General features: G+C 65.8%; 20 protein-coding genes. 13 read left to right on the top strand and 7 right to left on the bottom strand.

Translation table 11 applies throughout. From position 1 onward, the window contains the following. Window positions 1–136: 136 nt before the first annotated feature. Together AB0N05_RS09445 and AB0N05_RS09440 are read left to right on the top strand one after the other, a co-directional pair. A complete protein-coding gene (locus AB0N05_RS09445) occupies window positions 137–3424 on the top strand; it encodes an AAA family ATPase (protein WP_364689916.1) in 3288 nt (1095 codons plus the stop codon). Window positions 3425–3585: 161 nt separating this feature from the next. Continuing rightward, window positions 3586–4086 (top strand): hypothetical protein, encoded by a 501-nt coding sequence (locus AB0N05_RS09440; protein ID WP_364689913.1) that lies wholly within the window; start codon window positions 3586–3588, stop codon window positions 4084–4086. Between the two features lie 18 nt (window positions 4087–4104). Here the strand turns inward: AB0N05_RS09440 and AB0N05_RS09435 are convergent, their stop codons facing one another. Together AB0N05_RS09435 and AB0N05_RS09430 are read right to left on the bottom strand one after the other, a co-directional pair. Continuing rightward, window positions 4105–4719 (bottom strand): cutinase family protein, encoded by a 615-nt coding sequence (locus AB0N05_RS09435; RefSeq protein WP_364689910.1) that lies wholly within the window; start codon window positions 4717–4719, stop codon window positions 4105–4107. A gap of 720 nt (window positions 4720–5439) precedes the next feature. Further along, a complete protein-coding gene (locus AB0N05_RS09430; RefSeq protein WP_364689907.1) occupies window positions 5440–6324 on the bottom strand; it encodes a LysR family transcriptional regulator in 885 nt (294 codons plus the stop codon). 122 nt (window positions 6325–6446) lie between these two features. Between AB0N05_RS09430 and AB0N05_RS09425 the strand changes: the two genes are divergently transcribed. The 6 genes from AB0N05_RS09425 to AB0N05_RS09400 all read left to right on the top strand — a co-directional run bounded on the left by AB0N05_RS09425 (window position 6447) and on the right by AB0N05_RS09400 (window position 13070). After that, on the top strand, window positions 6447–7043 hold the full coding sequence (locus AB0N05_RS09425) for a nuclear transport factor 2 family protein (RefSeq protein WP_364689904.1): 597 nt from the start codon (window positions 6447–6449) through the stop codon (window positions 7041–7043). Between the two features lie 107 nt (window positions 7044–7150). After that, window positions 7151–8401 carry a cytochrome P450 gene (locus AB0N05_RS09420; RefSeq protein ID WP_364689901.1) on the top strand — a complete coding sequence of 417 codons (1251 nt, stop codon included), beginning with the start codon at window positions 7151–7153 and terminating at the stop codon, window positions 8399–8401. After that, window positions 8398–9414, top strand: a complete 1017-nt coding sequence (locus AB0N05_RS09415; protein WP_364689898.1) for a TIGR03617 family F420-dependent LLM class oxidoreductase — start codon at window positions 8398–8400, stop codon at window positions 9412–9414. The genes AB0N05_RS09420 and AB0N05_RS09415 overlap by 4 nt, the downstream gene beginning before the upstream one ends. Continuing rightward, window positions 9411–10217, top strand: a complete 807-nt coding sequence (locus AB0N05_RS09410; protein ID WP_364689895.1) for an enoyl-CoA hydratase-related protein — start codon at window positions 9411–9413, stop codon at window positions 10215–10217. The genes AB0N05_RS09415 and AB0N05_RS09410 overlap by 4 nt, the downstream gene beginning before the upstream one ends. Beyond that, complete coding sequence (locus tag AB0N05_RS09405) at window positions 10214–12436, top strand: acyl-CoA dehydrogenase family protein (RefSeq protein ID WP_364689892.1); 2223 nt, start codon at window positions 10214–10216, stop codon at window positions 12434–12436. The genes AB0N05_RS09410 and AB0N05_RS09405 overlap by 4 nt, the downstream gene beginning before the upstream one ends. 49 nt (window positions 12437–12485) lie before the next feature. After that, window positions 12486–13070 carry a TetR/AcrR family transcriptional regulator gene (locus tag AB0N05_RS09400; protein WP_364689885.1) on the top strand — a complete coding sequence of 195 codons (585 nt, stop codon included), beginning with the start codon at window positions 12486–12488 and terminating at the stop codon, window positions 13068–13070. Between the two features lie 349 nt (window positions 13071–13419). Here AB0N05_RS09400 and AB0N05_RS09395 read toward each other — a convergent pair whose 3' ends face one another. The 4 genes from AB0N05_RS09395 to AB0N05_RS09380 form a co-directional block, all read right to left on the bottom strand. Continuing rightward, window positions 13420–14904 (bottom strand): glyceraldehyde-3-phosphate dehydrogenase, encoded by a 1485-nt coding sequence (locus AB0N05_RS09395; protein WP_364689882.1) that lies wholly within the window; start codon window positions 14902–14904, stop codon window positions 13420–13422. A 210-nt stretch (window positions 14905–15114) separates the two neighbouring features. After that, window positions 15115–16113 (bottom strand): DUF2332 domain-containing protein, encoded by a 999-nt coding sequence (locus tag AB0N05_RS09390; protein ID WP_364689879.1) that lies wholly within the window; start codon window positions 16111–16113, stop codon window positions 15115–15117. A 72-nt stretch (window positions 16114–16185) separates the two neighbouring features. Then, window positions 16186–17175 carry a methyltransferase gene (locus AB0N05_RS09385; protein WP_364689876.1) on the bottom strand — a complete coding sequence of 330 codons (990 nt, stop codon included), beginning with the start codon at window positions 17173–17175 and terminating at the stop codon, window positions 16186–16188. Beyond that, a complete protein-coding gene (locus AB0N05_RS09380; RefSeq protein ID WP_364689873.1) occupies window positions 17168–17983 on the bottom strand; it encodes a helix-turn-helix transcriptional regulator in 816 nt (271 codons plus the stop codon). The genes AB0N05_RS09385 and AB0N05_RS09380 overlap by 8 nt, the downstream gene beginning before the upstream one ends. Window positions 17984–18036: 53 nt before the next feature. On the opposite strand from AB0N05_RS09380, the gene AB0N05_RS09375 reads away from it, so the two are divergent. Continuing rightward, window positions 18037–19047 (top strand): zinc-binding dehydrogenase, encoded by a 1011-nt coding sequence (locus tag AB0N05_RS09375; RefSeq protein ID WP_364689870.1) that lies wholly within the window; start codon window positions 18037–18039, stop codon window positions 19045–19047. 132 nt (window positions 19048–19179) lie between these two features. Further along, window positions 19180–19974 (top strand): PHB depolymerase family esterase, encoded by a 795-nt coding sequence (locus AB0N05_RS09370; protein WP_364689866.1) that lies wholly within the window; start codon window positions 19180–19182, stop codon window positions 19972–19974. On the opposite strand, the gene AB0N05_RS09365 is transcribed toward AB0N05_RS09370, so the two are convergent. Further along, entirely contained in the window at window positions 19971–20870 is a 900-nt protein-coding gene (locus AB0N05_RS09365) for a helix-turn-helix transcriptional regulator (RefSeq protein WP_364689863.1), read from the bottom strand. The two genes, AB0N05_RS09370 and AB0N05_RS09365, sit on opposite strands and share 4 nt — an antisense overlap. A 102-nt stretch (window positions 20871–20972) precedes the next feature. On the opposite strand from AB0N05_RS09365, the gene AB0N05_RS09360 reads away from it, so the two are divergent. The 3 genes from AB0N05_RS09360 (at window position 20973) to AB0N05_RS09350 (ending at window position 24504) form a co-directional block, all read left to right on the top strand. Further along, a complete protein-coding gene (locus AB0N05_RS09360; RefSeq protein WP_364689860.1) occupies window positions 20973–22436 on the top strand; it encodes an MFS transporter in 1464 nt (487 codons plus the stop codon). A 143-nt stretch (window positions 22437–22579) separates the two neighbouring features. Then, window positions 22580–22957 carry a hypothetical protein gene (locus AB0N05_RS09355; protein ID WP_364689857.1) on the top strand — a complete coding sequence of 126 codons (378 nt, stop codon included), beginning with the start codon at window positions 22580–22582 and terminating at the stop codon, window positions 22955–22957. A gap of 365 nt (window positions 22958–23322) precedes the next feature. Then, window positions 23323–24504 (top strand): Rieske 2Fe-2S domain-containing protein, encoded by a 1182-nt coding sequence (locus tag AB0N05_RS09350; RefSeq protein WP_364689854.1) that lies wholly within the window; start codon window positions 23323–23325, stop codon window positions 24502–24504. Window positions 24505–24553 lie beyond the last annotated feature (49 nt).

The raw sequence follows: 24553 nt of genomic DNA, 5'->3' as shown, positions 1-24553 counted from the left end.
TTGCCTTCCTGATGTATTTCGGCTGATGACGGGCAGTCTGCGCGGGAGTGTGTCAATCGATCGTCAACGCCGTCGATCGCATGGTTGCCAGGGGTGCACCCGACGCCGAGACTGGTAGGCCACGGAGAGAAGCCAGATGTTGCGGATACGGGTTTTCGGCCCCCTCGAAGCAGAATTGGACGGTAACCCGCTCGAGCTACCGCATAGGCGGCTGCGAGTCTGCGCCCTCCTCGCCTGGCTGGCCACCCACCCCGGCCCCCACCCCCGCTCCCGCCTGGCCGCCGAATTCTGGCCGGAAGTCCCCGAAGCCAATGCCCGCGCCAACCTCCGCAGCGCGGTCTGGGCACTACGCACCACGCTGGGCCCGGCCAATGGATGCCTCGAAACCTACCGTGACACAGTAGAACTCGGCGGCGACCTATGGGTCGACCTAGCCGAGTTCAACAGCCTCGCGGCCGCAGGCGACGTCACCGCCGCCGCGAACCTGTGCCGAGGTGAACTCCTTGCCGGGCTCGATGAGGAATGGGCGCTACGAGCCCGCGAAGACCACGCACGACGCCACTCGCAGGTCCTGGCCATCCTCATCGAGCAGGCCGAGACCACCGGCGATCTGAACACGGCCCTCGACTGTGCGCGCCGACGAGCAGCCCTGAACTCCCTGGACGAGAACGCCTGGCGAACCCTGATCGAGCTACTCGCCACCACCGGCGACACAGCGGCCGCAGTATCCGCATACGACCGCTTGAACCAAACCCTCCAGACCGAACTGGGCCTGTCCCCCGCACCGGAGACCACCGCCCTCATCCACGGGCTGCGCCCGGCCGATTCCCCGAAAGGGACGCTCCGGCCATGGACCGAACCCGGCTCGGCAGCCGCGGCGGAGCCCGACTCCTCGTCCCACCGGTCCCCTTCTCCCGAGCCGTTTCGCGGGAAGGGCACGCCCGGTCGGCAATTCGTCGGGCGGGCGTTGGAACTTCGGCGGTTGTGTGAGTGCTTGGAGCGCGTCGGAAGCGGGAACGGCGCGGTTGTCATGATCAGTGGTGAGGGCGGGATCGGGAAGACCGCGCTCGCTGAGGAGTTGTTGGATATTGCGGGTCGGCAGGCGGCGCGGACCGCGAGTGGCGCGGCGGGAGGACCCGGGGATACTCCGCTCGGATTGTGGTCGGAGGTGCTGGCGGACTTGACTGGTGGGGCCGGGGCGCTGCCGGGGGATGCGCCGTGGGTGGCGGATTTGGCTCGGCTGGTGCCTGGTGTGGCGCCGCGGGTTCGGTCGGCTGCGCATCCTGAGCATGATCGGATACGGCTGTTCGAGGCTGTGGTGCAGTTGCTCGGGGTACTGGCCGCGCGGGGGCCGTTGGTGCTCGCGCTGGAGGATTTGCATCTGGCCGATCCGACCAGTTTGGATTTGATCGGCTATGCGGGGCGGCGGATCACGCGGCTACCAATACTTTTCGTGTTGACTCGACGTCGGCTGCCACCTAGTTCGCGTGCTGATGCCGTGCTGGCCGCGCTGCGGGCGAGGGGGACTCTTGCGGCCGAGTTGGAGCTGGGGCCATTGGATGCCGCGGCGGTGCGGACCTTGTCCCGGCTCACCGCGGAACTGACCGCACCGCAGGTGGAGAAGATTGTGGCGGCAGCGGGCGGGAGTCCGCTCATCACGGTGGCGGCCGCCCGGCAATTGGCTCTCGGCCGTGATGAGCCGGTCGAGGATCTGAGGGCCGCTACCCGGGCCGAATTGGGCCGACTGACCGGTCCGGCGCGGCTCTTCGTCGAACTGGCCGCGGTGGCCGGTCGCGATCTGGGCCGGGCCGATGTCGTACACCTGCCCTTGCTCGCCGATCCGGGCCGCGCGGCCACCGAGGCGCTGGGTTCGGGCCTGTTGCGGGTGCGCGAGGGCATGATCGGGTTCCGGCATGAGCTGCTGCGGACCGCCGTCTACGCGGATATCGCCGATCCGATGCGAGCCCGGCTGCATGAGGCGCTGGCCGAGGAGCTGCGCACACGCGGCCCGGGCACCAGGCCCGCCGCTGAGATCGCCAACCACCTCCTGCTGGCCGGTCATCACGAACTTGCCGTCGGACAGCTGATCCAGGCCGCCGCCGATGCCCGCGCGGTGGCCGCGCCCGCCGAGGCCGCCGGGTTCCTGCGCGCTGCCCTGCGTGTAGCGCCGGACCGCCCGGACGTGCTGATCGAACTGGGCGAGGTGGAAGCGTGGCGCGGCCGTGCGGAGGCCTCCGACGCCGCCTTCGATCGGGCATTGGAATTGATCTCGCCGCGCGACACCGGGGCCCTGATCACCGCGTGGCTGCGGCGCGGCATGTGGTTGCGCGGCGGCATCTGCCATCCCCGGGAATCGCGGCGCTCCTATCGGGCCGCGCTGGATCTGCTGGATCGCGAGCCGGGGGTCGATCCGGCGACCGAGGCCGAGATCCTGGCCGGTCTGGCCTGGGCCGAATCGGTGGCCGGTGATCCCGGTGTGGTCGACGAATTGCTGCGCAGGGTCAGCGTTCTCACGCACGCCCGCCCCATGAATGACCTGCTCACCCACGATGTCGGCGTCGCCCGGGCGCACGCTCTACTGCGTGCGGGCCGGTTCACCGAAAGCTACGGACCGCTCATCGCCGCCGCGGCCGCCGCGGAGCGGGCGGGACGGCCGGACCTGGCCTACGGCTGCCTCATCAATGCGGCCAGCGCGGCGGCCTGTGCCGGGGATGTCGATAGGGCCTTGGATTTCGCCGATCGCTGTCTGGCACTGGTGGTTCCGAATGGACTACTCCGCCTGGTCGTCTACGTCCAGTCCGGCCGCGGCGCCATCCTCCGCCGCCTCGGCCGCCTGACCGAGGCCCGTGCCGCGGTGACCGCCGCCGCGTCCGCCGCCGACCGGCTGGGTAGTGCGGACCTGGACGGTTTGGTGTGGCACGACCGTGGGCTGCTGGCCCTGGCCTCCGGCAATCTGCCCGAGGCGGCCGAAAACCTCCGTCTCGCATTGGAACTCGGCGCACCGGTGAACCGTGCCCGCACCAGACTGCACCGCGCCGAGATACTGGCCCGCGACGGCGATCTCCCGCGAGCCGAGGCCGAACTTCGCGCGGTGACCCTCGAACCCTTGTCCCCCAGCGATTTTCCCGACACGCTGGTCGCCGGAACGCAGTTCATTCAGGGACTTATCGCGAACGCGCGCGGGGATCGCGCACTGGCTCTCACGCGGCTGCGAGAGGCCGCCGGAACGTGGCGCGGACGAGTCGAGGCCGGAAGCCGTACCGGCGACCAATATGCCGCCACCATTGTCGATCTCGGCCGACCGCCACTATCTGCGGACATCGATCCCGAACGGGAACTGGAGATCGTCCTGACCGAACTGGAATGCCTCGAGTTCTCACGCGACCGTTCGCTGAGCGAACGAAATTGGCTGTCCTATCGCTGAATCCGCGGAGGTGAAAGCAGCCGACGCCGTGCAATATCGATCCAAAACAGCGCAATATCGCGAAAGGCCCCTTGACGAATCCCTTGTCTTTGCGCCGTAAAGTGATATTTTTCATCTGTGGTCGACTAGACCTATGCTAGCTGCGCATCTAAGGAGATGCCATGTCCAGAGCCGTAAAAGTTTCCGCCGCACGGGTTTGCGGAGTAATTCTCGGGTTTGTCGCGTGCCTGCCGGTCGTCGGCACCGCGCACGCCGAGGAGAGATCCGGCCCCGCAGTGGTCGATGGCACGGCATATTTCGCCCTGGGCGACTGGAACTGTTCGATCGATGCGGGCGGCACGGTGGGTTGCGACCTCGTGGTCCCGGCTGCGTCCATGAACGTGCTGACGTTCGGAACACAGGTGTCGCTGCCGAATGTCCCCGCCATCATCATCGATTCGGCCGCCCTGCCGGCGCATCCCGAGTGGAGCTCGAACGGCAGTCACACTCTGCCCGGCGGTAATCCGGTCCTGGAGCGCCTCACGGCCGTGAACTATCACGACCCGCAGTATTCGGTCACCCATGCCGGAGCGACCTGTCAAATCACCTTCAACGACTCCGCGGTGTGCACCTCGATGGGGCACGGGTTCATGCAAAGGGGACCAGTGCCGAATGGCTACTGATCCCCAATGATTCACCGTTTACCGGTACCAGACGCCGGAATCCCAGTCGCCGTAGTCCCAGACGTTGAAATCGTAGCGACTATGCGCACCCGCGAACAGGTACCCCCACCAACCAGCGTTGGTGTCGCAGATCTGGTCGTCACTATTGCACACGCTCAGCACCGGGAAGCCGCCGAACCAATCATCGACGCCCGCAAGGGGATAACCGACGATCCCGCTGCCCGGGGTCGCGGACAAACCGGGACCGCCGGGACCTGCGGCCCGCTTGGGGTCCGCCAGGAGAATGGCATTGGCATTGTCGGCATCCTGGTGTGCGGTGACCCAGGCATGCACGAGGCCCGCACCTTCGCTGTGCCCGATCAACCTGATGTGGTCACCCGGGCATTGGTCGCGATGCGACCAGAACAGCCGGTTGACTTCATTCAACCCCGACATCGGGTCGGCGGAGTTGTATCCGACAGGCTGATCGACAAAGGCCGAGAAAACCGAGGAGGAGTTATCGCCTAGGCCACCGATACCTATGGCCCAGTCACCATTACAGACATCCGCTCGAGCTTGGGGGCTGGTCGCGAATGTGACGGAGAAGAGGAGGGCCAGCAGTAATGCGGCGAAGAGCGCCGTTGCTCTACGCATGGTCGTACTTCAATCTTTATAGTGCTTCCGGGTCCGGCCCGGCTTGACCCCTATGTACCCAGAAATTGCTGGCGTTTCTGTTTGCTGTCGAAACAGTGACCTGGACGCCAATTTTGTAGGCCGTAACGCAATGTTGCAGACCCACACTCGCAAAGGGCCCGCGCTTGCCCAGCGCGGACCCTGAACGACCCCCGCAACGGTTTGTCTCGAAACCCTCTCCCCCATAGGAAAACCCGCATAACCAAAGATTCGCAGGCTCGTTGTCCCACCGTGACCGGCCGTGTGGGAGCAAGGGCAGCCACCCACCGATCAGTGGCAGAAGAATTGGACAACGGCCCGGAAGCGCTCGGGCTTCCGGGCCGTCTAGGTGCTTCAAGGCTGGTGTGTGTCCAGCGGCCCGCCGGCGCCATCCACTGGTCCTGCGACCGCGCCCGGAGTCTGAAGCCGACGCGGCCACGAGGGGCTTACGCCCTGGATGACGCGAACTCCCGGTCCGCCACACCGTGCCCGTAGCAGATCGGCATCGATGCGCACTGCCCGTGCACCTCCGCCGATCACAACGAGTCTCACGCCAGCGGGGACTCCGCGCCTCCCCGGCAGCCCCACATGGCACGGCACGTCGCGGAGTTGGCACTACTCGTCGGCACATCGTAAACCGTCGAACCCGAATGAGATTGCAACTGTAACAACAGCTCTCATACGGCCTCGGGCCGGGCTCGATCATTGCGCAGGATCGGCGAGTGCGGTCGCACAGGAATCCATGAAGGCGGTGACCATCGGATCGGGTTCGGCACGCGCGTAGACGTAGAGGTCTCTCCGAATAGGAGGCTGCGGCCACAGGATCCGGCCGTCGTAATGGGGTGCGAGCGCCTCGACCGGCACCAGCCCCACGCCGATACCCGCGGCCGACATCATCGGTACAGCAGCGGTTTGATCTGTTTGCATGGCGATACGGGGGTTGAATCCGGCTGCTGCACACGAGGTATCGAGTACCTCTGACAGTCCGTTGTCGGGAGAGTAGTGCACCCAGTCACGTTCGGCGAGGTCGGCCAGACGTAGCCGATCGCCGACTGCCGACAACGGATCGTCGCCCGCGGTGACCACCACGAAGTCCATGCTGCACACGTGACGGACCGGGCCACGCCAGCCGACCGGCTGCGGACCGATCGCGACATCGGCTCGACCTGCCGCCATCGCGGCGGCCAGTTCGTTGGCGTGCCGGTGCTCAAAGACTCGAATCCGGATACCAGGGTGGTGTTTTCGCCACTGCCGCAGCACCCGGGGCAGAACGCCGAAGCTGACCGACTGCACGGCCGCGATTTCGAGCTCTCCGGCGTCCAGCTCGCCTGCTTGCCGGGCCACGGCGGTGGCCCGGCAAGCCGCGGCCAGAGCAGCACGTGCGTGCGGCAACATCGCCCGGCCCATCGGGGTGGCCCGCACCCCGTGCGGCAGTCGTTCGATCAGCGGGCCGCCGGTCTGTCGTTCCAGAGCTCGAATCTGGTGGGACAGAGCCGGTTGCGTGACGAACAGCGCCTCGGCGGCACGGGTGAAGGATCCGCGGTCGATCACCTCGACCAGGTACTCCAGCTGACGCAGCGTTGCCATAAACACAGATAATGGCAGACGTCATCGTTATGCATTGGATTCATTCGCACCTGACCGGCGAAGGTGAATCGAGGCCGGTCATCCGGATCGACACACCAGCCGAGGAGGCTCACATTCCGCGCATGGACGACACCGCGACCACGATTACCGAAGTCGCACAGGTGGTATTGCGAGAACGTCAGGCGCGGGATCGCGGATGGTGGACCCGCATGCAGGACTACTTCGCACCGGATTCGACAGTCCGGTTGAGCTGGTTCGATGGCAGCGGAACGGATTTCGTGGAGCAGTCGCGCGCGATGGCCGAACACGGCACGCGCTCGCAGCATCGGACCAGTCCACCGTTGGTCGAAGTGGTGGGCGACCGTGCGGTCGCTGAACTGCCCACCGCTATCGAGATCCGGCTCGTACTCGATAGTGTCCCACTGGATCTGACCTCGTATGCCCGGCTGATCTATCGACTCGAGCATCGAGCCGATCGGTGGATCATCGTTTCGCTGGACGCGATCTACGAGCGCGACACCATTACCCCGGTTCACCCGGGCACGGCATGGACCGTCGACCCCGAGGCCCTCACCGGCTTCCGCGCCTCATATCCCCTGCTCGCCCACGTGGTCGGCCACCTCGGCTACCCCGTCGACCACAACCTCTACGGCGATGACCGCCCCGAGCCCGTGGCGACGTTTTACGAGGACCTGGCCGACTGGCTGCGCACTGGGTGAGATTCGGGGTGGACAAACTATTACGTATCACTCTGTAATGTATTTCCGTGCGGGTAGAGAGCCTATTGGGCCGAGAACCCCGCGCGTTGAGCCATGAAGGAGTGCCGATGCACAGGGAGCAGCGCGGGCCTGAGATGCCCGAGGGTTTCGATCTCACCGATCCGGGGTTGTGGGCGCGGCGGGTGCCTGCGGAGGAGCTGGGGCGGCTTCGTCGCAGTGCTCCGATCTGGTGGAACCCGCAGCCTGCGGGGGTGGGCGGATTCCAAGACACCGGGTTCTGGGTGGTCACCAAACATGCTGACGTGAAGGAGGTTTCGCGACGTAGTGAGGTGTTCTCCAGTTTCGAGAACACTGCGATACCCAGATACGCCGACGATATGTCGCGGGATCAGATCGAGATGCAGCGCGTGTCGATGCTGAATATGGATGCGCCGGACCACACTCGGATTCGCAGACTGGTTTCCCGGGGATTCACTCCGCGCGCGATCAATAGCCTGCGAGGGGCGCTGTCTGCCCGCGCGGAGACGATCGTGCGCGCCGCGGCGGAGGCGGGGGGTGGGGACTTCGTCGAGCAGGTCGCGTGTGAGCTGCCTTTGCAGGCCATTGCCGAACTCATCGGTGTGCCGCAAGAGGATCGGATGAAGATCTTCCAGTGGTCCAATGACATGCTGGCCTACGACGATCCCGACTCCACCGCCGATCCCATTGCGGCCTCCATCGAAATCCTCGGCTACGCCTACGCAATGGCGGAAGCGCGCAAGAACTCTCCCGCCGAGGACATTGTCACCGAGCTCGTACATGCGGGACTCGACGGCGAGGCGCTGACCTCGGAAGAGTTCGGGTTCTTCGTGATTCTGCTGGCGGTGGCCGGTAATGAGACCACCCGTAATGCCACCACGCACGGCATGATCGCCTTCCTGGACAACCCCGAACAGTGGGAGTTGTACAAGCGGGAGCGGCCCAGGACCGCCGCCGACGAGATCATTCGATGGGCCACCCCGGTGACCTCGTTCCAGCGCACCGCGCTCGAGGACACCGAACTCTCGGGGGTGCGCATTGCCAAGGGCGATCGGGTGGTGCTGATGTATCGCTCGGCCAACTTCGACGAGGATGTATTCGACAATCCGGACTCGTTCGATATTCTGCGAGACCCGAACCCGCACTTGTCATTCGGCGGGACCGGCGCACACTTCTGCATCGGCGCGAATCTGGCCCGGCTGGAGGTCGACCTGATCTTCAATGCCATTGCCGATCATCTGCCCGACATCAGCGCGCTCGGCGATCCGGAACGGCTGCGGTCGGCCTGGCTCAATGGGATCACCCGGTTCCCGGTCGACTATGGGACCGCGCGCAAGTGAAGGTCGATCTACGGCTGGACGCGCCCATCGAATCGAGTGCGGCGCGGGCGGCGGAACTGGTGGGGCTGGGAGCCGCCGGGCTATTCACTTTCGAAGGCGCGCATGATGTTTTCCTGCCCTTGGCATTGGCCGCCGGGCAGGTGCGGGCGGACATCATGACGAATATCGCTGTCGCGCTGCCGCGTAGCCCGATTCATCTCGCGCATACCGCGTATGACCTGCACACGCTCAGCGGGGGGCGCTTCCGGCTCGGCCTGGGTTCACAGGTCCGCGCTCATATCGAAAAGCGTTATGGCGCTTCCTGGGTGGATCCCGTCGCGCAGATGCGGGAGACCGTGCTGGCGATCAAGGCCATCTTCGACGCCTGGGAAGGCCGGTCGGCATTGCGATTCGAGGGCCGCTACACCAGCCACACGCTCATGCCGCCGACCTTCGATCCCGGTCCCAATCCGTATGGGCCGCCGGAGATCTGCCTGGGTGCACTCGGGCCGCGCATGACTCGGGCCGCCGCTGAAGTGGCGGACGGGCTGCTGGTCATGCCGTTCAACAGCGCCCGGCATTTTCGCGAGCGGACCCTGCCCGCGGTGCGTGAGGGTCTCGATCGCGCCGGGCGGTCACCGGCCGAGCTGCGGATCTACCCGCAGGTCATCGTCGGTGTGGGCCGGACCGAGCAGGAGCTTGACGCCGCCGCGCGCGGTGTTCGCGAACTGCTCGGCTTCTACGGTTCGACACCGGCCTACCAGGCGGTGCTCGACGCCGAGGGATGGACGGATCTGCATACCGAGCTGCGCGCGCTGTCCAGACGCGGCGCGCGAACCGAGATGGGCGAGCTGATCGACGACACCATGCTGCACACCCTGGCCGTGCATGGAACGCCGGAACACTGTGCCTGGGAGATACTTTCGCGATTCGGCGACCACGCCGATCGAGTGTGCTGCTACTTCCCCGGATATCCGGTGCGGGATCGGCATATCGGCGAGCTCATCGCGGCTCTCGAGGCGGGCGGCCGATGAGCCCGATCCGGGTCAAGGTCGACGGCGGGGTCGCGGTGCTGACCCTGCATCGGCCCGGCAAGCACAATGCGTTCACCCGGGACATGGGAATCGCACTGGGAGAACACTATCGGGCGTTCGACGCCGATGACTCGATCCGTGCGATCGTGTTGACCGGGACCGCACCGGCGTTCTGCGCCGGAGCGGATCTCGGTGGTGGGGCGAGCACCTTCGACTCCCCCGACGCACCGGAATTCAGTGCGTCGCCGGTGTTTCCACCGGCGTACGAGCTGCGCAAGCCGGTCATTGCCGCGGTCAATGGACATGCGATCGGCATCGGCCTGACTTTGGCATTGCAGGCCGATATCCGCATCGTCGCCGACGAGGGGGCGTACTCCGTGCCGCAGGTGCGACTCGGTGTCATTCCCGACGCGGCATCGCATTGGACCTTGCCCCGCATTGCCGGAATGGCCGCCGCCGCCGAAATCATGTTGACCGGGAGACGATTTCGCGGTCCAGAGGCCATCCGGCTGGGTATCGCGAGCCAGTCCTTGCCCGCCGCGGAGGTACTGCCCGCGGCCCTGGAGATGGCGCGAGATATCGCCACCAATGTGGCCCCGATGTCGGCCGCATTATGCAAACGCCTTCTCTGGGAGGGCGTGAGCGGCGGGCTCGATGCCGCGCAGACAGCACAATTGGAAACCGACCTGCACCACCGGGTGATGGGCACCGCCGACGCCGCCGAAGGTGTGCGCGCCATGCTCGAGCGCCGGACTCCCCGGTGGAGCGCGCGGGTCTCCGAAGAATGGAAACCGATCCGATGACCCTGGCAATCGATAATGATCAACTCCTGCTGGCCGAATCGGTCGCCGCCTTCGCGAACCGGCATGCGCCCATCGGCGAGACCCGGGCCGCACTGGACGAACTGCGGCGCGGTGCGGGATTCGAGCGGGTGTGGAAATCTGTAGTCGCGCAGGGACTTCACAGTATTCACCTGCCGACACAGTTCGGTGGTTCGGACTGCGACCTGACCACCCTGGCGGTCGTGATCGAGCAATTCGGCAAGGCCCTGTTGCCCGGCCCGTACCTGCCGACGGTGGCCGCCAGTGCGATCGCGGCGGTGGCCGGGAACGAATCCCTCCTCGAGGCCTTCGGCGGCGGTGCGACCGGAGCCGTCGCGGCGGGCGAGGCATTGCGCGTGTATGAGGACGGTGACCGTTGGACGATCACCGGAATCTCCGATCCCACAGTGGGTCTGGTCGGCGCGGAGAAGATTCTGATCTCGGTTCAGGACCGATCCGCGCCGGTGTGGTTCTGGCTCGACCAGCCCGATACCGATGACCCGACCGTGGCTGTGCATGCCTGCGATGCACTGGATCCGACACGGTCGGTCGGCCGGATCGAGTTCAGCGGCTATCGGATTCCCTCCGGAGCAGTCCTGGCCGGAATCGACACCGCGCGAGCCGATCTGATCACGACCGCGCTGCTAGCGGCGGAGGCGAGCGGCATCGCCGCCTGGTGTCTCGACACGGCCGTCGACCACATCAAGACTCGACGGCAGTTCGATCGGCCCGTGGGCAGTTTTCAGGCAGTGCAGCACAAGGCCGCCTTGATGCTCATTCGGGCCGAAGTCGCCTCTGCCGCAGCGTGGGACGCCGCGCGGGCCGCCGGGCAACCCACCGATCAGCAGCGATTGGCCGCCGCGCATGCCGCGCTTACAGCACTCCCCGGGGCAGTGGACCAGGCGCTCGATTGCATCACACTGCTCGGTGGCATCGGCTTCAGCTACGAGCATGATGCCCAGTTGTATTGGCGGCGCGCGATCAGCATCTGTTCGCAGGCGGGCGCGGAGGAGACCTGGGCGACCCGGCTCGGCGAAGCGGCGCTGAGCGCGGAGCGCGACTTCTCCTTTATCGACGCGGACACCTTGCCGCAGCTCCGCAGCCAGATCGGCGTCACCCTCGATGCCGCGGCGGCGATGCCCGATGACGACCAGCCGTCTGCGGGCTGGGCTCCCCCGCGTGGTGGAGCGCGCCGTGAGCTGCTGGCCGAGGCCGGGCTCACCGCACCGCACTACCCACACCCCTACGGGCTCGACGCGGGCCCGCGCGAACAAGCTGTGATCCGTGACGAATTCCTCCGCCGCGGCCTGCCTCAGCCCGAGCTGGGCATCGGCGGGTGGGCATTGCCCACGGTGCTCGTGCACGGCACCGAGGCGCAGAAGGAGCGATTCGTCGCGCCCACGCTGCGAGGGAAGATCATCTGGTGCCAGCTGTTCTCCGAGCCCGGAGCGGGATCGGACCTCGCCGGACTCACCACGCGAGCCCGCCGCGTCGCGGGCGGCTGGCGACTGACCGGTCAGAAGGTGTGGAATTCGCAAGCGGTGGAAGCGGATTGGGGAATGTGCCTGGCCCGCACCGATACCGACGCGCCCAAACACGCTGGACTGACCTACTTCCTGGTGGATATGCGCTCCCCCGGCGTCACCGTGCGCCCGCTCCAGCAGGCCACCGGCGTCTGGGAATTCAATGAGGTCTTTCTCGATGACGCGTTCGTGCCCGACGACTGCGTGATCGCGAACCCCGGCGACGGGTGGAAGCTGGCCGTCACGACCCTGTCCAATGAGCGACTCGCCATGGGCAGCGCGGCCTTCGGGCACGGCGCGGCCGATCTGGTGCGCAGGCTTCTCGACCGCGGCGATCACGCCTGCTCGCGCGGCGAGGCGGTGCGCGTGCTCGGGCGCAATGCCGCGCGGGAACTCTCGGTCGCCGCACTCAATCTCCGTGCCGCGCTCGCGAAGATGAACGGCATCGACGAAGGCCACCACGGCGCGGCCGGTATTCGCAAGGCCTTCCACGCCCTCGCCCAGCGCGACAGCTCCCGCGCGGTCCTGTCGGTTCTGGGACCGTTGGGCTGCGTCGACACCCCCGAAGAGCCCTATGCGAACGACTATCTGGGCGTCCCCGCCGTGCTCATCGGCGGCGGCACCATCGAGATCCAGCTGAATGTGATCGCCCAGCGTGTGCTCGGCCTGCCCCGCTAACCCCGAGCAGCCACGAAAGGAGAAGTCCCCCGCGCCATACGATGTCAGGGTGAATCCCGAACCGCGCCGTCCCGGACGCCCCCGCGACACCGACAAGGACCTCGCGGTTCTCATCGCCACCCGCAAACTCCTCGCAGAGGTCGGCTACCAGCAGACCACGGTCGTAGGCATCGCCCGCCGAGCCGGTGTCAACACCGCCGCGATCTACCGCCGCTGGCCGACTCGCGAGGCGTTGCTCGAGGAAGCCGTCCACGGTCCCGGCGGCCACACCCTCCCCGACCCCACCGGCGACCTCCGCGCAGACCTCCGCACCTGGGTCCACATCTTCCTAGCCCGCGCCGCCAGCCCCGCCGCCCGCGCGGGCGTCCCCGGCCTCCTGGCCGACTCCCAAACCGACGAAGCCCGCCACCGCCTCCTCGCCATCGGCGCCCCGGTCCGCAAGGCCTTCGCCGAACTCCTCGGCCACGCCGTCGACACCGCCCAAATCCCACCCGGCGCAGACCCCGAAGTCCTCTTCGAAATCCTCTCCGGCACAACAACCTTCCACGCCCTCGCCCTCGGCGGCAACGACACCGACGGCTTCGCCGAGAAACTAAGCGCGGCCCTCTACACCATGGCGGTCCATCCGACCTGAGCAATCCCGCACCGCAACGACCGACAGGATTCGACCCCGCCGGTCAGCCGGGCAAGTTCTCGATGCCGAGAGCCATGAGCTGCTCGAGATCACGCAGCGCGACCCTCAGCCCGGAGTCGTTCGGCGGTGGTAAGCGGTTCCGGAAGGACGGCTCGCAACTCGGACGCCGCGTCCTCGGGACGGCCCAGCACTTTGCGGAAGTACGCGTCGTGCGGATTCCATGGGGACACAGACATATCCCGGCAAACTACTGCTATAAGCACAGCGACACAGCAGTTTCCACGATCGAGACGACTCGCTCCGGCGCGTCATGGCGCGCCGGAGCGAGGCCGGGACCGTATGAGGCTGTTTATCCCGCGTTGATCGTGGTCAGCTCGCGAGCTTCGGCCACGGCTTGTGGGGCGAGCTGGGGGTAGGTCGGGTACTCGATGCCCGAAATGTATTGCACCGTACGGACAACCTGGCAGGAGTAGCCGAATTCATTGTCGTACCAGACGTAGAGGATGGCGGTGTCGCCCTCGACGATGGTGGCATTGGCGTCGATGATCGAGGCCGCGCGCGAGCCGATGAAGTCGCTCGAGACCGCGTCGGTGGCGGCGGTGTAGTCGAGATTGCGGCTCAACGGGCCCGACAGCGACACCTGACGCAGGTAGTCCAGGACATCCTGCTTGGTGGTCTCCTGCTCGAGTTGCAGGTTCAGGATCGCGACCGAGACGTCGGGGGTGGGGACGCGGATCGAGTTACCGGTGATCTTGGCCTTGAAGTCCGGCATCGCCTTCGCGACCGCGGACGCCGCACCGGTTTCGGTGAGCACCAGGTTGAACGGCGCGGAACGGCCGCGGCGATCGGCCTTGTGGTAGTTGTCCAGCAGGTTCTGGTCATTGGTGAACGAGTGCACCGTCTCCACGTGACCGCGGACGATGCCGAACTCGTCGTCCATGGCCTTGAGCGGCGGCACGATCGCATTGGTGGTGCACGAGGCGCAGGAGAAGATCTGCTGCGACAGGTCCAGGCTCAGGTGGTTGACGCCGTGCACGATATTCGGGACGTCGCCCTTGCCGGGCGCGGTGAGCAGCACCTTCGCGATGCCGGGGCGCAGATGCTGTTCGAGGCCTTCGCGGTCCCGCCACTTGCCGGTGTTGTCGATCAGGATGGCGTTATTGATGCCGTACTCGGTGTAGTCGATCGTGGTCGGATCATTGCTGTAAATGAACTTGATGACGTTGCCATTGGCGATGATCGTGTTGTTCTCGGTGTCGACCTTGATCGTGCCGTTGAACTGACCGTGCACCGAATCCCGGCGCAGCAGCGAGGCCCGCTTGACCAGATCGTCATCGCCACCGCTGCGCACCACCACCGCGCGCACATTCAGCCCATTGCCCGATCCGGCCTTCTCGATCAGCAGGCGAGCGACCAGGCGACCGATCCGCCCGAAACCGTAGAGCACGACATCCCGCGGCCCCTGCGGCTCGGCCTTATTGCCATTGGTCACGTCGGCGAGGACGTCCGCGGCGAACTCACGAATCGACAGCCCGCGCTCATCGGCATTGAAAGCCCGCACCAGCAGACCCAGATCGATCTTGCAAGGCCCCAGATCCAGCTCGCTCAGCGCCTGCAGGAACGGCAGCGTCTGATCCACCGAAAGCTCTTCACCCTCGATCTGCCGCGCGAACCGATGGGTCCGCAAAATGCTGATCACCGACTTGTTCACCAGCGACCGGCTGTGCAGCAGGATCGTCACGCCCTTCCCACGATACAGCGTCCCGATGATGGGAATCATCGCCTCCGCGGCAGCTTCCTGAGCGTTCCAGCGGTCAAGGTGTTCGGTAGTCAACGCGCGTTCCTCGGGTTCCTCGAATTGTGTTCGACCCATCGATGCTAGTCAGCACCGGAATATCACCGAGACCGGCCACCCACCGGTGAGATCTACGCCATGTGCGTGAGCCTCCCGGGCGGCCACCGATAGCCAGCCGGGTCGATGCGCCGCCAGGCGAAATGAGCAGGGTCATATATCGAAGGGCGTGGTCTGCACCTCGCCTTTGGCTCACCGTGTAGTCGTCCTCGGAGGCTGATGGCGGAACCAATCCAGATGTTGGCCGTGGGGGGTGGCGTACGCCAGTGGAACGCCGTCCAACGCGACTGCGAATCGGCCGGGGGTTTCCGCGGGCGGTGTCGGGAGTTGGTCTGCTACTGAGGCGATGACAGTGCAGGCCTCGTTGGAGATCCAGTGGCAGGGCAAGCTGCGGATTGTTTGTTCGAAGTGGGCGCGGTCTTCGTTGGTCAGATATGCCAGTACGGCGCTGTGGAAGACCACTACCGTTGCATCGGTCGGTGCGGATGAGACTAGGTGTGCCACGGTCTCGTTCAGGTCGCCGATTGTGATGTTCGGGGGCTCGCGTTTTGCGATCTCGATCGCTGCGCGTAGGCGTTGCAGGCGGTCGGGTTGGCCGGGCCAGATCAGGGATTCGAGCCATCGCATTTGGTCGTCGTTGGTGACGTCGAGGGGGTTCAGGTCGACTCCTGCTCGCCACACCACCTCGGGCAGGCGGTCCGGAATTGGGGGCTTACCCGTGGTTACGCATCGCACGGTTACATCGGAGACACCGTCGGCCGGATCGAGCGCGGTGCGCTCGTCGTAGCGATAGCTGAAACGATCTGGATACAGACATAAACCGGCCGATGCGCCGACCTCGATCAACGCCAGCGGGCCGGGTAGTTGTGCTAGCAGCGGCAGCAGTACCGCCGTGCGGCCGACCTCGTTGGTTTGGGTCCTGTGCGTCAGAATCACCTGTGCCAGCGCATCCCAATGCGCCAGCACCCACGCCCGGAACTCGGCGAACGACACCTCGCCCACCCCGAGGAAACGTGCGGCCGTGAGAACAAGATTCGGCTGCCGCTTCTCCGGCGGGAGCCGATCGATCAACGACAGCAGTTCCGGATCCGAGGCAATTCCCAACGCCCACAGCTCATAACGCGAGGAATTACCCCGAGCCTCGAACTCACCGAACCACCGATACCACTCACTCGTCGTCTCCCCGTACACACCACTGTTCCTACCGGCCTCCCACGCCGCTGACCACCCCCAGAATCAGCGTGATCCGCCACACCCAGCCGCTCAGATCGGGCGGAATTCGAGGAGGGCGCGTTGGGGGGTCAGGTCGGTGATGGATTCCAGGGTTAGGCCGTGGGGGGCGGTCAGGGATTGGAAGGCTTTCAGGGGGCGTTCTCGGCTGCCGAAGATTGTGAGCATGGCGAGGTCGAATTCTGTGGCGGCGTGGCGGCCGCCTATGGGTTCGATGATGAGGATTCGGGTGGTGGGGTGGGCGGCTTCGGTGCAGCGGGTGAGGATTTGGTGGGCTTGGGGGTCGGGCCAGTCGTGGAGGATGTCGCAGAGTAGGTAGGCGTCTGCGCCCTTGGGAAGGGGGTCGAAAAAGCTTTGGGGAGTGATTTGGGCGCGGGACTCGACCTGGTGGGCGGTGAAGGTGTGGTGGGCTTGAGTGGCGGTGGGGGCCAAATCGATCAGGTGGCCGTGGGTTTGGGGGTGGGCAGCGAGGATTGCGGCCAGGAGGGTGCCGTGGCCGCCGCCTACGTCGACGATGGTGGAGAAGCGGGACCAGTCGTAATTGGTGATTATTTGGGGGATTTGGTCGCGGAACCGGTGGGTCATCTGGTGGTTGAAGGACTCACGGAGGTGGGGGTGTTGGGTCAGGTCGGCCCAGAAATCCTGGCCGTAGTGGCGGGGGTAGGCGGCTTGGCCGGTGGTGATGCTGTGGAGGAGGTCGGCGAAGGCGAGTTCGGCTCGGCCGCCTGCCATTTCGAGGTGCAGGAAGTTGGTGAGGCCATTGTCGGCGTCGGTGCACAGGGTTGCGCCGAAGTCGGTGGTTCGGTAGCCGTCGGGGGTGTGTTCGATGATCTGCAGTGTCACAAGGTGATTCAGTAGGAGTTCGAGGGCCGTGGGTGACAGTTCGAGCTCGGTCGCGAGGTGCTCGAGGGTGGTGCCGTCGCCGCGGAGGCGGTCGGGCAGGCCGAGCGTTACCGCGACGCGCAGGGTCATCGGTGTGGCCAGCCCGGCCATGGCGCGGATCGCGGCGACATTGTCATTCATTGGGGCCCTTGTTATTACGTCGGTTTGCTTGGTAGCGGCCCGGGGTGGTGCCGATGAGGTTGGTGAAGGCGGTGATGAAGCTGCTCGGGTTGGACCAGCCGCAGGCGAGGGCGACGCGGGTGGTGTCGTGGCCGTCGGCGAGCAGGATGAGGGCGTGGAAGACGCGGACCTGGGTGCGCCACTCGTAGAAGGTCATGCCCAGTTCGTCGTGGAACAGACGGCTCAGCGTGCGGCCGCTGGCTCCGATGCGCTGGCCCAGCCCGGCGAGCGGGGTGTTGTCGGCGGGGTCCGCGTACAGCCGTCTCGCGATGGCTTGCAGACGGTCATCGCGGGGTTCGGGCAGTTGCAGGGGCTGCTCTCGAGCTTCGTGCAGTTCATCGACGAGAACCCGGCGCAGACGATCGCGGGCAGCGCGGTCATGCGCGCTGGCGGGCCGCTCGTAATTGCTTGGGCCGGTGAGGGAGAGCAGGGCTTCCCGGGCGAGTCCGGAAACCGTGAGGACAGCGGGGTGAGCCGGTATGAGCCGGGCCAAAGATGGCGGCAGGAACAGGATCCGCATATCGGTGTTCCCGTGCGCGCGGTGGTAGTGCATGAATCCGGCGGGAGTCCACGCGGCGCGATTGGCGGGCACGATCGACGTGCCCGCTTCGGTGTGCACCGAGAGCACCCCGCTGGCCGCGTACACCACATGCCCGCGCGGATGCGCATGCGCCGAACTGGTTCCCCCGGACGACCAGAGATGCACCCCACCGGACGCCCAGAGACGCGACACCGGATCCGGCTGGCTGAGTTGGCGGCCAACGAGCATAAGTTGGCATTCTATCGGTAGCCTGCCACCCGCCGGTCGACGACAGTGAACTCATGAGCGAAAACACAAGCACAACAATGCGAGCCGCGATCTGCACCGGCCCGGGCGGCCCGGAAGTACTGGAGATCCGCGAGATGCCGATCCCTGCGGTGCGGGAGGGCTGGAGCCTGGTGCAGGTGCGGGGCACGGGCCTGAACCGATCGGAATTGCGGACGCGCCAAGGACATTCCCCGACTGTGAAGTTCCCGCGCGTACTCGGCATCGAATGCGTGGGAACCGTGGCCGTCTCGACCGATCCTCACTTGCCGGAGGGGACGACCGTCGCAGCGGTAATGGGCGAGATGGGCCGCGACTTCGACGGCGGCTACGCCGAGTACGCCTTGCTGCCGAACTCCCTGCTGATGCCGATCACCACCACATTGCCCTGGGAAACCCTGGCCGCACTACCCGAGACATACCTGACCGCGCAGGGCTCGCTGGACGCCCTGGGCATCACACCGGATAACAAGGCGCGCTTGCTGATTCGCGGCGGAACCTCCTCGGTGGGCATGGCGGCCGCGTCGATCGCCTCCGGCCACGGACTCGAGATCGCGGCCACCACCCGGCGAAACAGCAAGGTGGACGCCTTGAAGGCGGCGGGCGCAGACCACGCACTCCTCGATAATGGCGAGTCGCTGGCGGAGAGCGTGCGCACGATCTGGCCCGAGGGCCCGGACTACATTCTGGATCTCGTCGGGACCAGCACCGCCGTGGACTCGCTGCGCCTGGTCCGCCGCGGCGGAACGGTCTGCGTATCCGGTTCGCTCAGCGGCTGGCTGATCCCGGACTTCGAGCCGATCGCGATGATCCCGTCCGGAACCAAGCTCACCGCCTTCCATAGCGACAACCTCAAGGGCAGCGCGGGCGCGACCGTCCTGCAGCGCGTCATCGGCGAGGTGGAGGCGGGTGTCTATCGCCCCAATGTCGATCGAGTCTTCGAGCTGGCCGACGTCGCCGCGGCCCACCGCTATATGGAGGACAACCAGGCCACCGGCAAGCTCGTCCTCGCGCCTGCCGTTCGGTAGCCCAATGATCGCTGTATCGTGTGCCGTCCCCTTTGTCGCCTGGATTGACGCTCCCGAAGGAGTACGGCTCCGATGGCTTTGCGGTGTATCTGCACAGGACTCGCGGGAATTGCCATGCTGACCTTGGTCAGCGTGGCTTCACCCACTTCCACCTCGCAAGTTCCAGCGACCTGCGGACTGGATCCGACGGCCGGAACGATCACCCGAAGCGTGGGCGCACGGTCGTATCACCTCTACGTCCCACCCGGGCTCACGGCCCGTCAGGCTCCGCTGCTGATCAGTAACCACGGCGGCGGAAACACGGCGGCGATCCATGAGGCGGTGACGGGATGGACGCCCTATGCGACCGAACATCATTTCATCGTCGCCTATCCCGAATCACCCACCACCTACTGGAATTTCGACCAGAACTCCCCTGATGTCGCGTACTTGCGCGAGGTCGTCGCCGATGTCGAATCCGCCTGGTGCGTCGACCCCCACCGAGTGTTCAGCGATGGATTCTCCAGCGGCGCGATCATGTCCCAGCGCATGGCCTGCGATGCCCCGGAGGTGTTCGCCGCCGCCACCTCCTGGGCGGGCTTCGACCCCACGGACCCGAATGTCGGCTCGGGCCCCCAGCCCACCCCCTGCACGCCCAGCCGCCCGATCGCCATCGGACTCTTCCAGGGCGAGAACGACTTCAGTTCCACCGCGACCGTCGGTCAGGGCAATGTCGAGAAGTGGATCGCCCGCGCGGGCATCGACTCCACCCCGCAAACCTCCACCGACACCTACGCCACCCTGAAAAAGTACGAACCAGGCAAGTCCGGCGCATCAATCTGCTGGCGCACCTACAAGAACGTCACCCACATCTGGCCCGGCGGCGACACCGGCCAAGACCTCCGCGACCACATCTGGCAGTTCCTCGACGCGCACGCCCGCCCCTAGCGCCCGATCCCACCAGTTCGCAGTCCCGTTGCCAGCAGCTCGGCGGGGCCGTGCTGCCGGTAGCGGTCGATGAGATCGTCGATCAGCCGCGCGGTGTCCGGATTGTCCGGCGTGTAGATCCACAGTTTGGTGTCGGGCGCGGAGGCCGCCGCGAAACCGGAGGCGGTCACCGTGATCTCGTCACCGTCGACGCTCCAGAACGACTTGCTGCGGGCATCCGATGCGGCGACTTCCTGCCTGGCCCACATCTCGGCGAAGCGCGGGCTCCGCGCGGAGAGTTCCCGGATGAACTCGGTCCAGTGCGGGTCGTTGAGGCGGCGGCCGAATTCGGCCCGCAGTTGCGCGAGCATGAAGGAGACATCCCGCTCCCAGTGGACCAGCGGTTGCACCTGCTCGGCCGCGGTGAACAAGTGCCAGAGCACATTTCGCTCGGACTGCGGTAACAGCGCGATCGACGGGTCGAGCGCCCCGTAGGCGTCGTTGAACGCGAGCACGTCGTACCGGGCGGTCGTGATGGTGGCCGGGAGCGGGTTGAGGGCGTCCAGGATGACCTGGCTGTGTTCGGGCTGCGTGTATGTGGAAGCACTCAATGGCGCGCTGGGTGCGTCGACCAGACGATAGAGATGGTTGTGCTCGGTGACGTCGAGCTGCAACGTTCGCGCGATCGCGTCCAGCACCTGAACACTCGGGTTGATCGGCCGTCCCTGCTCCAGCCAGGTGTACCAAACCACGCCTACCCCAGCGAGTTCCGCGACCTCCTCGCGACGCAGTCCGGGCGTTCGACGGCGCTGCCGGGCGGGCAGGCCGACGTCCTCTGGAGTGATCTGTTCACGTCGTGCCCGCAGGAAGGCGGCCAGTTCGGCACGCCGTGGGGCATTGGGATCGAGGACCGTCACCGGACCATCCTGTAGCACCCGCGAAGGTATTACCAAATACCCGAGGTAACAGGATAACGGGTATCTGGTACCCCTCTAAGACTTCCACAATCATCGGCAACCATGAGCCACACACCACTGCTCCGGGTCGATGCCGAGCACCCCGCCGGTACCGCGGAACCGGATCCGATCGCCTTGAAGCGCCGCGACAATCGCATGCTCACGGTCCTGCTGTGCGCGGTCTTCATGGCCCTGCTCGACTCGACCATCGTCAATGTCGCCACCCCGACGATCCGGACCGATCTGCATACGAGCGGTTCGGCGCTGCAATGGATCGTCTCCGGTTACACGATTGCCTATGCCGCACTACTGGTTTCGGGCGCACGCCTCGGAGCCCGCCTCGGTTTCCGGACCATGTTCCTGTTCGGGCTGGTCACCTTCACGGCGGCCTCGCTCGCCTGCGGCCTCGCACCGGGCGCGGGTCTGCTGATCGTCGCCCGGGTGCTTCAAGGCGTCGGCGCGGCGATGATGATGCCGCAGATCTACAGCCTGATCCAGCTGAAGTTCGAAGGCGCGGCCCGGGCCCGGGCGCTCAGTCTCTACGCGGCGGTGATCGGGCTCGGCGTCGTGGTCGGTCAGGTTGCCGGTGGCCTCTTGGTCAGCGCGGACCTGTTCGGCGCCGGATGGCGTCCGGTGTTCCTGCTCAATGTGCCGATCGGGGTGCTGCTGGCGATCGCCGGGGTCCGGCTGCTGCCGCAGGGCAAGGCCTCGACGGCCAAGAGCCTGGACCTCGGCGGCCTGATCACGTCGACCGCGGCGCTGCTGCTGCTGGTGATCCCGCTGGTCCTGGGGCACGACCAGCAGTGGCCGGCCTGGTCGAAGATTTCCCTCGTCGCCTCGATCCCGATGTTCGGCGTGTTCATTCTGGTCGAACGGGCCGTCGCGCGCCGAGGCGGCTCACCGCTGGTGCCGGGCCGGGTATTGCGGGCACCGGGCCTCGTATTCGGTGCGACCGCAATGTTTTTCGCCATGGCCGGTTACGCGGGGTTCCTGTTCTCGTTCTCCCAGCACCTCCAGTCCGGGCTCGGCGAGTCGGCGACCCGCACCGGCCTGACCTTCGCGCCGCTGGCGATCGGCGTGGCGGCCGGAAGCCTCACCTGGCAGCGGGTTCCGGCCCGATGGCATCGCTCGATGATCGCCGCCGCCTGCGCGGTCACGGCCCTCGCCTACTTCGGCATCGGACTCGAGATGCGCTCGGGCGGGTCCGGCGGCATCGCACTGCCGGCACTCCAGCTGGCTTGCGGGCTCGGGATGGGATACCTCACCAGCCCCTTGCTGACCGTCGCGCTGGCCCGGGTGAACCCCGCCGACGCCGCCGACGCCAGCGGCGTCATGACCACCTCGTCCCAAATCGCACAGGTCCTCGGCATCGCGGTCTATGGCAGCGTGTACCTGTCGAACGCCGGACAGCCGGTCACCCCCGGCCTCTCTGCCGACGCCATCCACCACACCGCACTGTTCGTGGCAATCGGAGCCCTGGTCGCAATGCTCGCAGCGCTGTTGCTGCCACGCACCAGCCAATCCTGAGCAGTCGCCACGTTTTGTCTCGACGTCTTGAAACGCCCACCGGGGACTATCTCGAAAATTCGGAAGTTACCCGGTGGTAGCTCGCGCCCTGGGTGCACCCTGGAATACGGACAACAAATCCTCGCAATTCGAGGGAGGAAGAAATGGTAAGGGTGACAGCAAGGGAGCCGAACGGAGAGCATTGGCATCCGCATCCCGGCGACGCGGTCGAGGATCCGGGCGAAGAACCAGCCCTGATACTGTGCCTGCTCGGCGTCGCCGCACTCGGCATGACGATTGTGGCTGCCGCATCCGGATTTCACGGCTGGGCGATACTGGGCGCGATCGTGAGCGCGGTGCTTTTCATCTCGGGTCTCCTGATGATCCGGTTCGAGTATTTTCGTGAATTTCGGAAGGAGCAGCGCGCCGGACGACATGGACACAACCCCTTGGTATCCGGTGAATGGCGTCCGGGGCTGATCAGTTCCTGGCAAGAACGCCGTGGCGTCTCGCCACAGCTACCGGGCCGTAATCGCTTGTGATCGAAAGTAATCCGAGCGGCACGCCCGCACTCCCTCGACGAGGAGCGGCCTGCCGCGGGTGACCCGTGCGGTACTCGGGTTAAACCCTTTCAAGGTGTGATCTCTCACTCTTCGGAAGCGGTCCGCGAATACCTGTCGCTTGGACGCGGATTCGAGACCGGCGCGGGCGCTTGCCCACAAATTGCCTGTTGGGACGCCTGTTCCGGGGTCAGGTCGTACCCGTGATGGTTCCATGCCGCATCGACGGCGGCACCTGATGTTCATCGAGAGTTGTGCCCCAGACGTTTTCGCCAATTTGCTGGAGGGTGGCCTTCCGACAAAGCTGTTCTGGTTCTGAAGTTGTAGCACCAGGGAGGAAGACAACCATGGCCGCGACTCCCCCGATGCAACCCCACCGGGTCCGCGAAATCGATGTGGGCGCAACGCCCGATCGCTTCGCGCGAGGTTGGCACTGCCTGGGCTTGGCCGCATCGTTCCGCGATGGCAAGCCGCACTCCATCGATGCCTTCGGCACCAAGCTCGTCGTCTGGGCCGACGGCGACGGCGAGTTGCGGGTGCTCGACGCCTACTGCCGTCATCTCGGCGGCGACCTGTCCCGAGGCTCGATCAAGGACGGCAATATCGCGTGCCCGTTCCACGATTGGCGCTGGAACGGCGCGGGCAAATGCGCCGATATCCCGTATGCGCGAAGGGTTCCCCCGCTGGCCCGCACCCGCGCCTGGACCACCCTCGAGCGCAATGGCCAACTGTTCGTCTGGCATGACCACGAAGGCAATCAGCCGCCGCCGGAGGTCACCATTCCCCGGATCGAGGGCCCGTTCGACGAGGACGGCAGCCACAATGCCGAATGGACCCCGTGGACGTGGAACTCACTGCTCATCGAGGGCGCGCACTGCCGCGAGATCATCGACAATGTCGTGGATATGGCGCATTTCTTCTATATCCACTACGCCTTCCCGATCCACTTCAAGAATGTCTTCGAAGGCCATGTCGCCACGCAGTACCTGAAGACCAAGCCGCGCACCGATATCGGCTTCGCCGCCGACTACGGCGACACCCTGCTCACCTCCGAGGCCTCCTATTTCGGGCCGTCGTACATGATCAATCCGCTGCGAAACAGCTTCGGCGGCTTCGAGATCGAGAGTGTGCTGATCAACTGCCACTACCCGGTCAGTCACGACTCGTTCGTCCTGCAGTGGGGCATGACCCTGCACAAGCCCGCGGGCCTGCCCGACGATGCGGCCGAAATGCTGGTGGCCAAGATGGAAGAGGGCATCAGCGTCGGCTTCCTCCAGGACGTGGAGATCTGGAAACACAAGTCCAAGATCGACAATCCTCTCCTGTGCGAAGACGACGGCCCCGTCTACCACCTCCGCCGCTGGTACGAACAGTTCTACGTGGACGTCGCCGACGTCGACCCGAAGTCGGTGCAGCGCTTGGAATTCGAGGTCGACACCACCAAGGCCAACGAGGCCTGGGAGGCCGAGGTCGCCGACAACCTCGCCCAGCGCGCCATCGAAACCGAACAGCCCACCACCACCCACTGACCCGCGAGCCCCGAAGTTACGCTGAGATTATGACGACAGTCGTTTTTCG

Origin of the sequence: Nocardia sp. NPDC051030, assembly GCF_040683015.1 — a bacterium.
Classification (GTDB): Bacteria; Actinomycetota; Actinomycetes; order Mycobacteriales; family Mycobacteriaceae; genus Nocardia.
The sequence above is the reverse complement of the archived record's forward strand: the minus strand, read 5'-3'. Positions and strand labels throughout refer to the sequence as shown.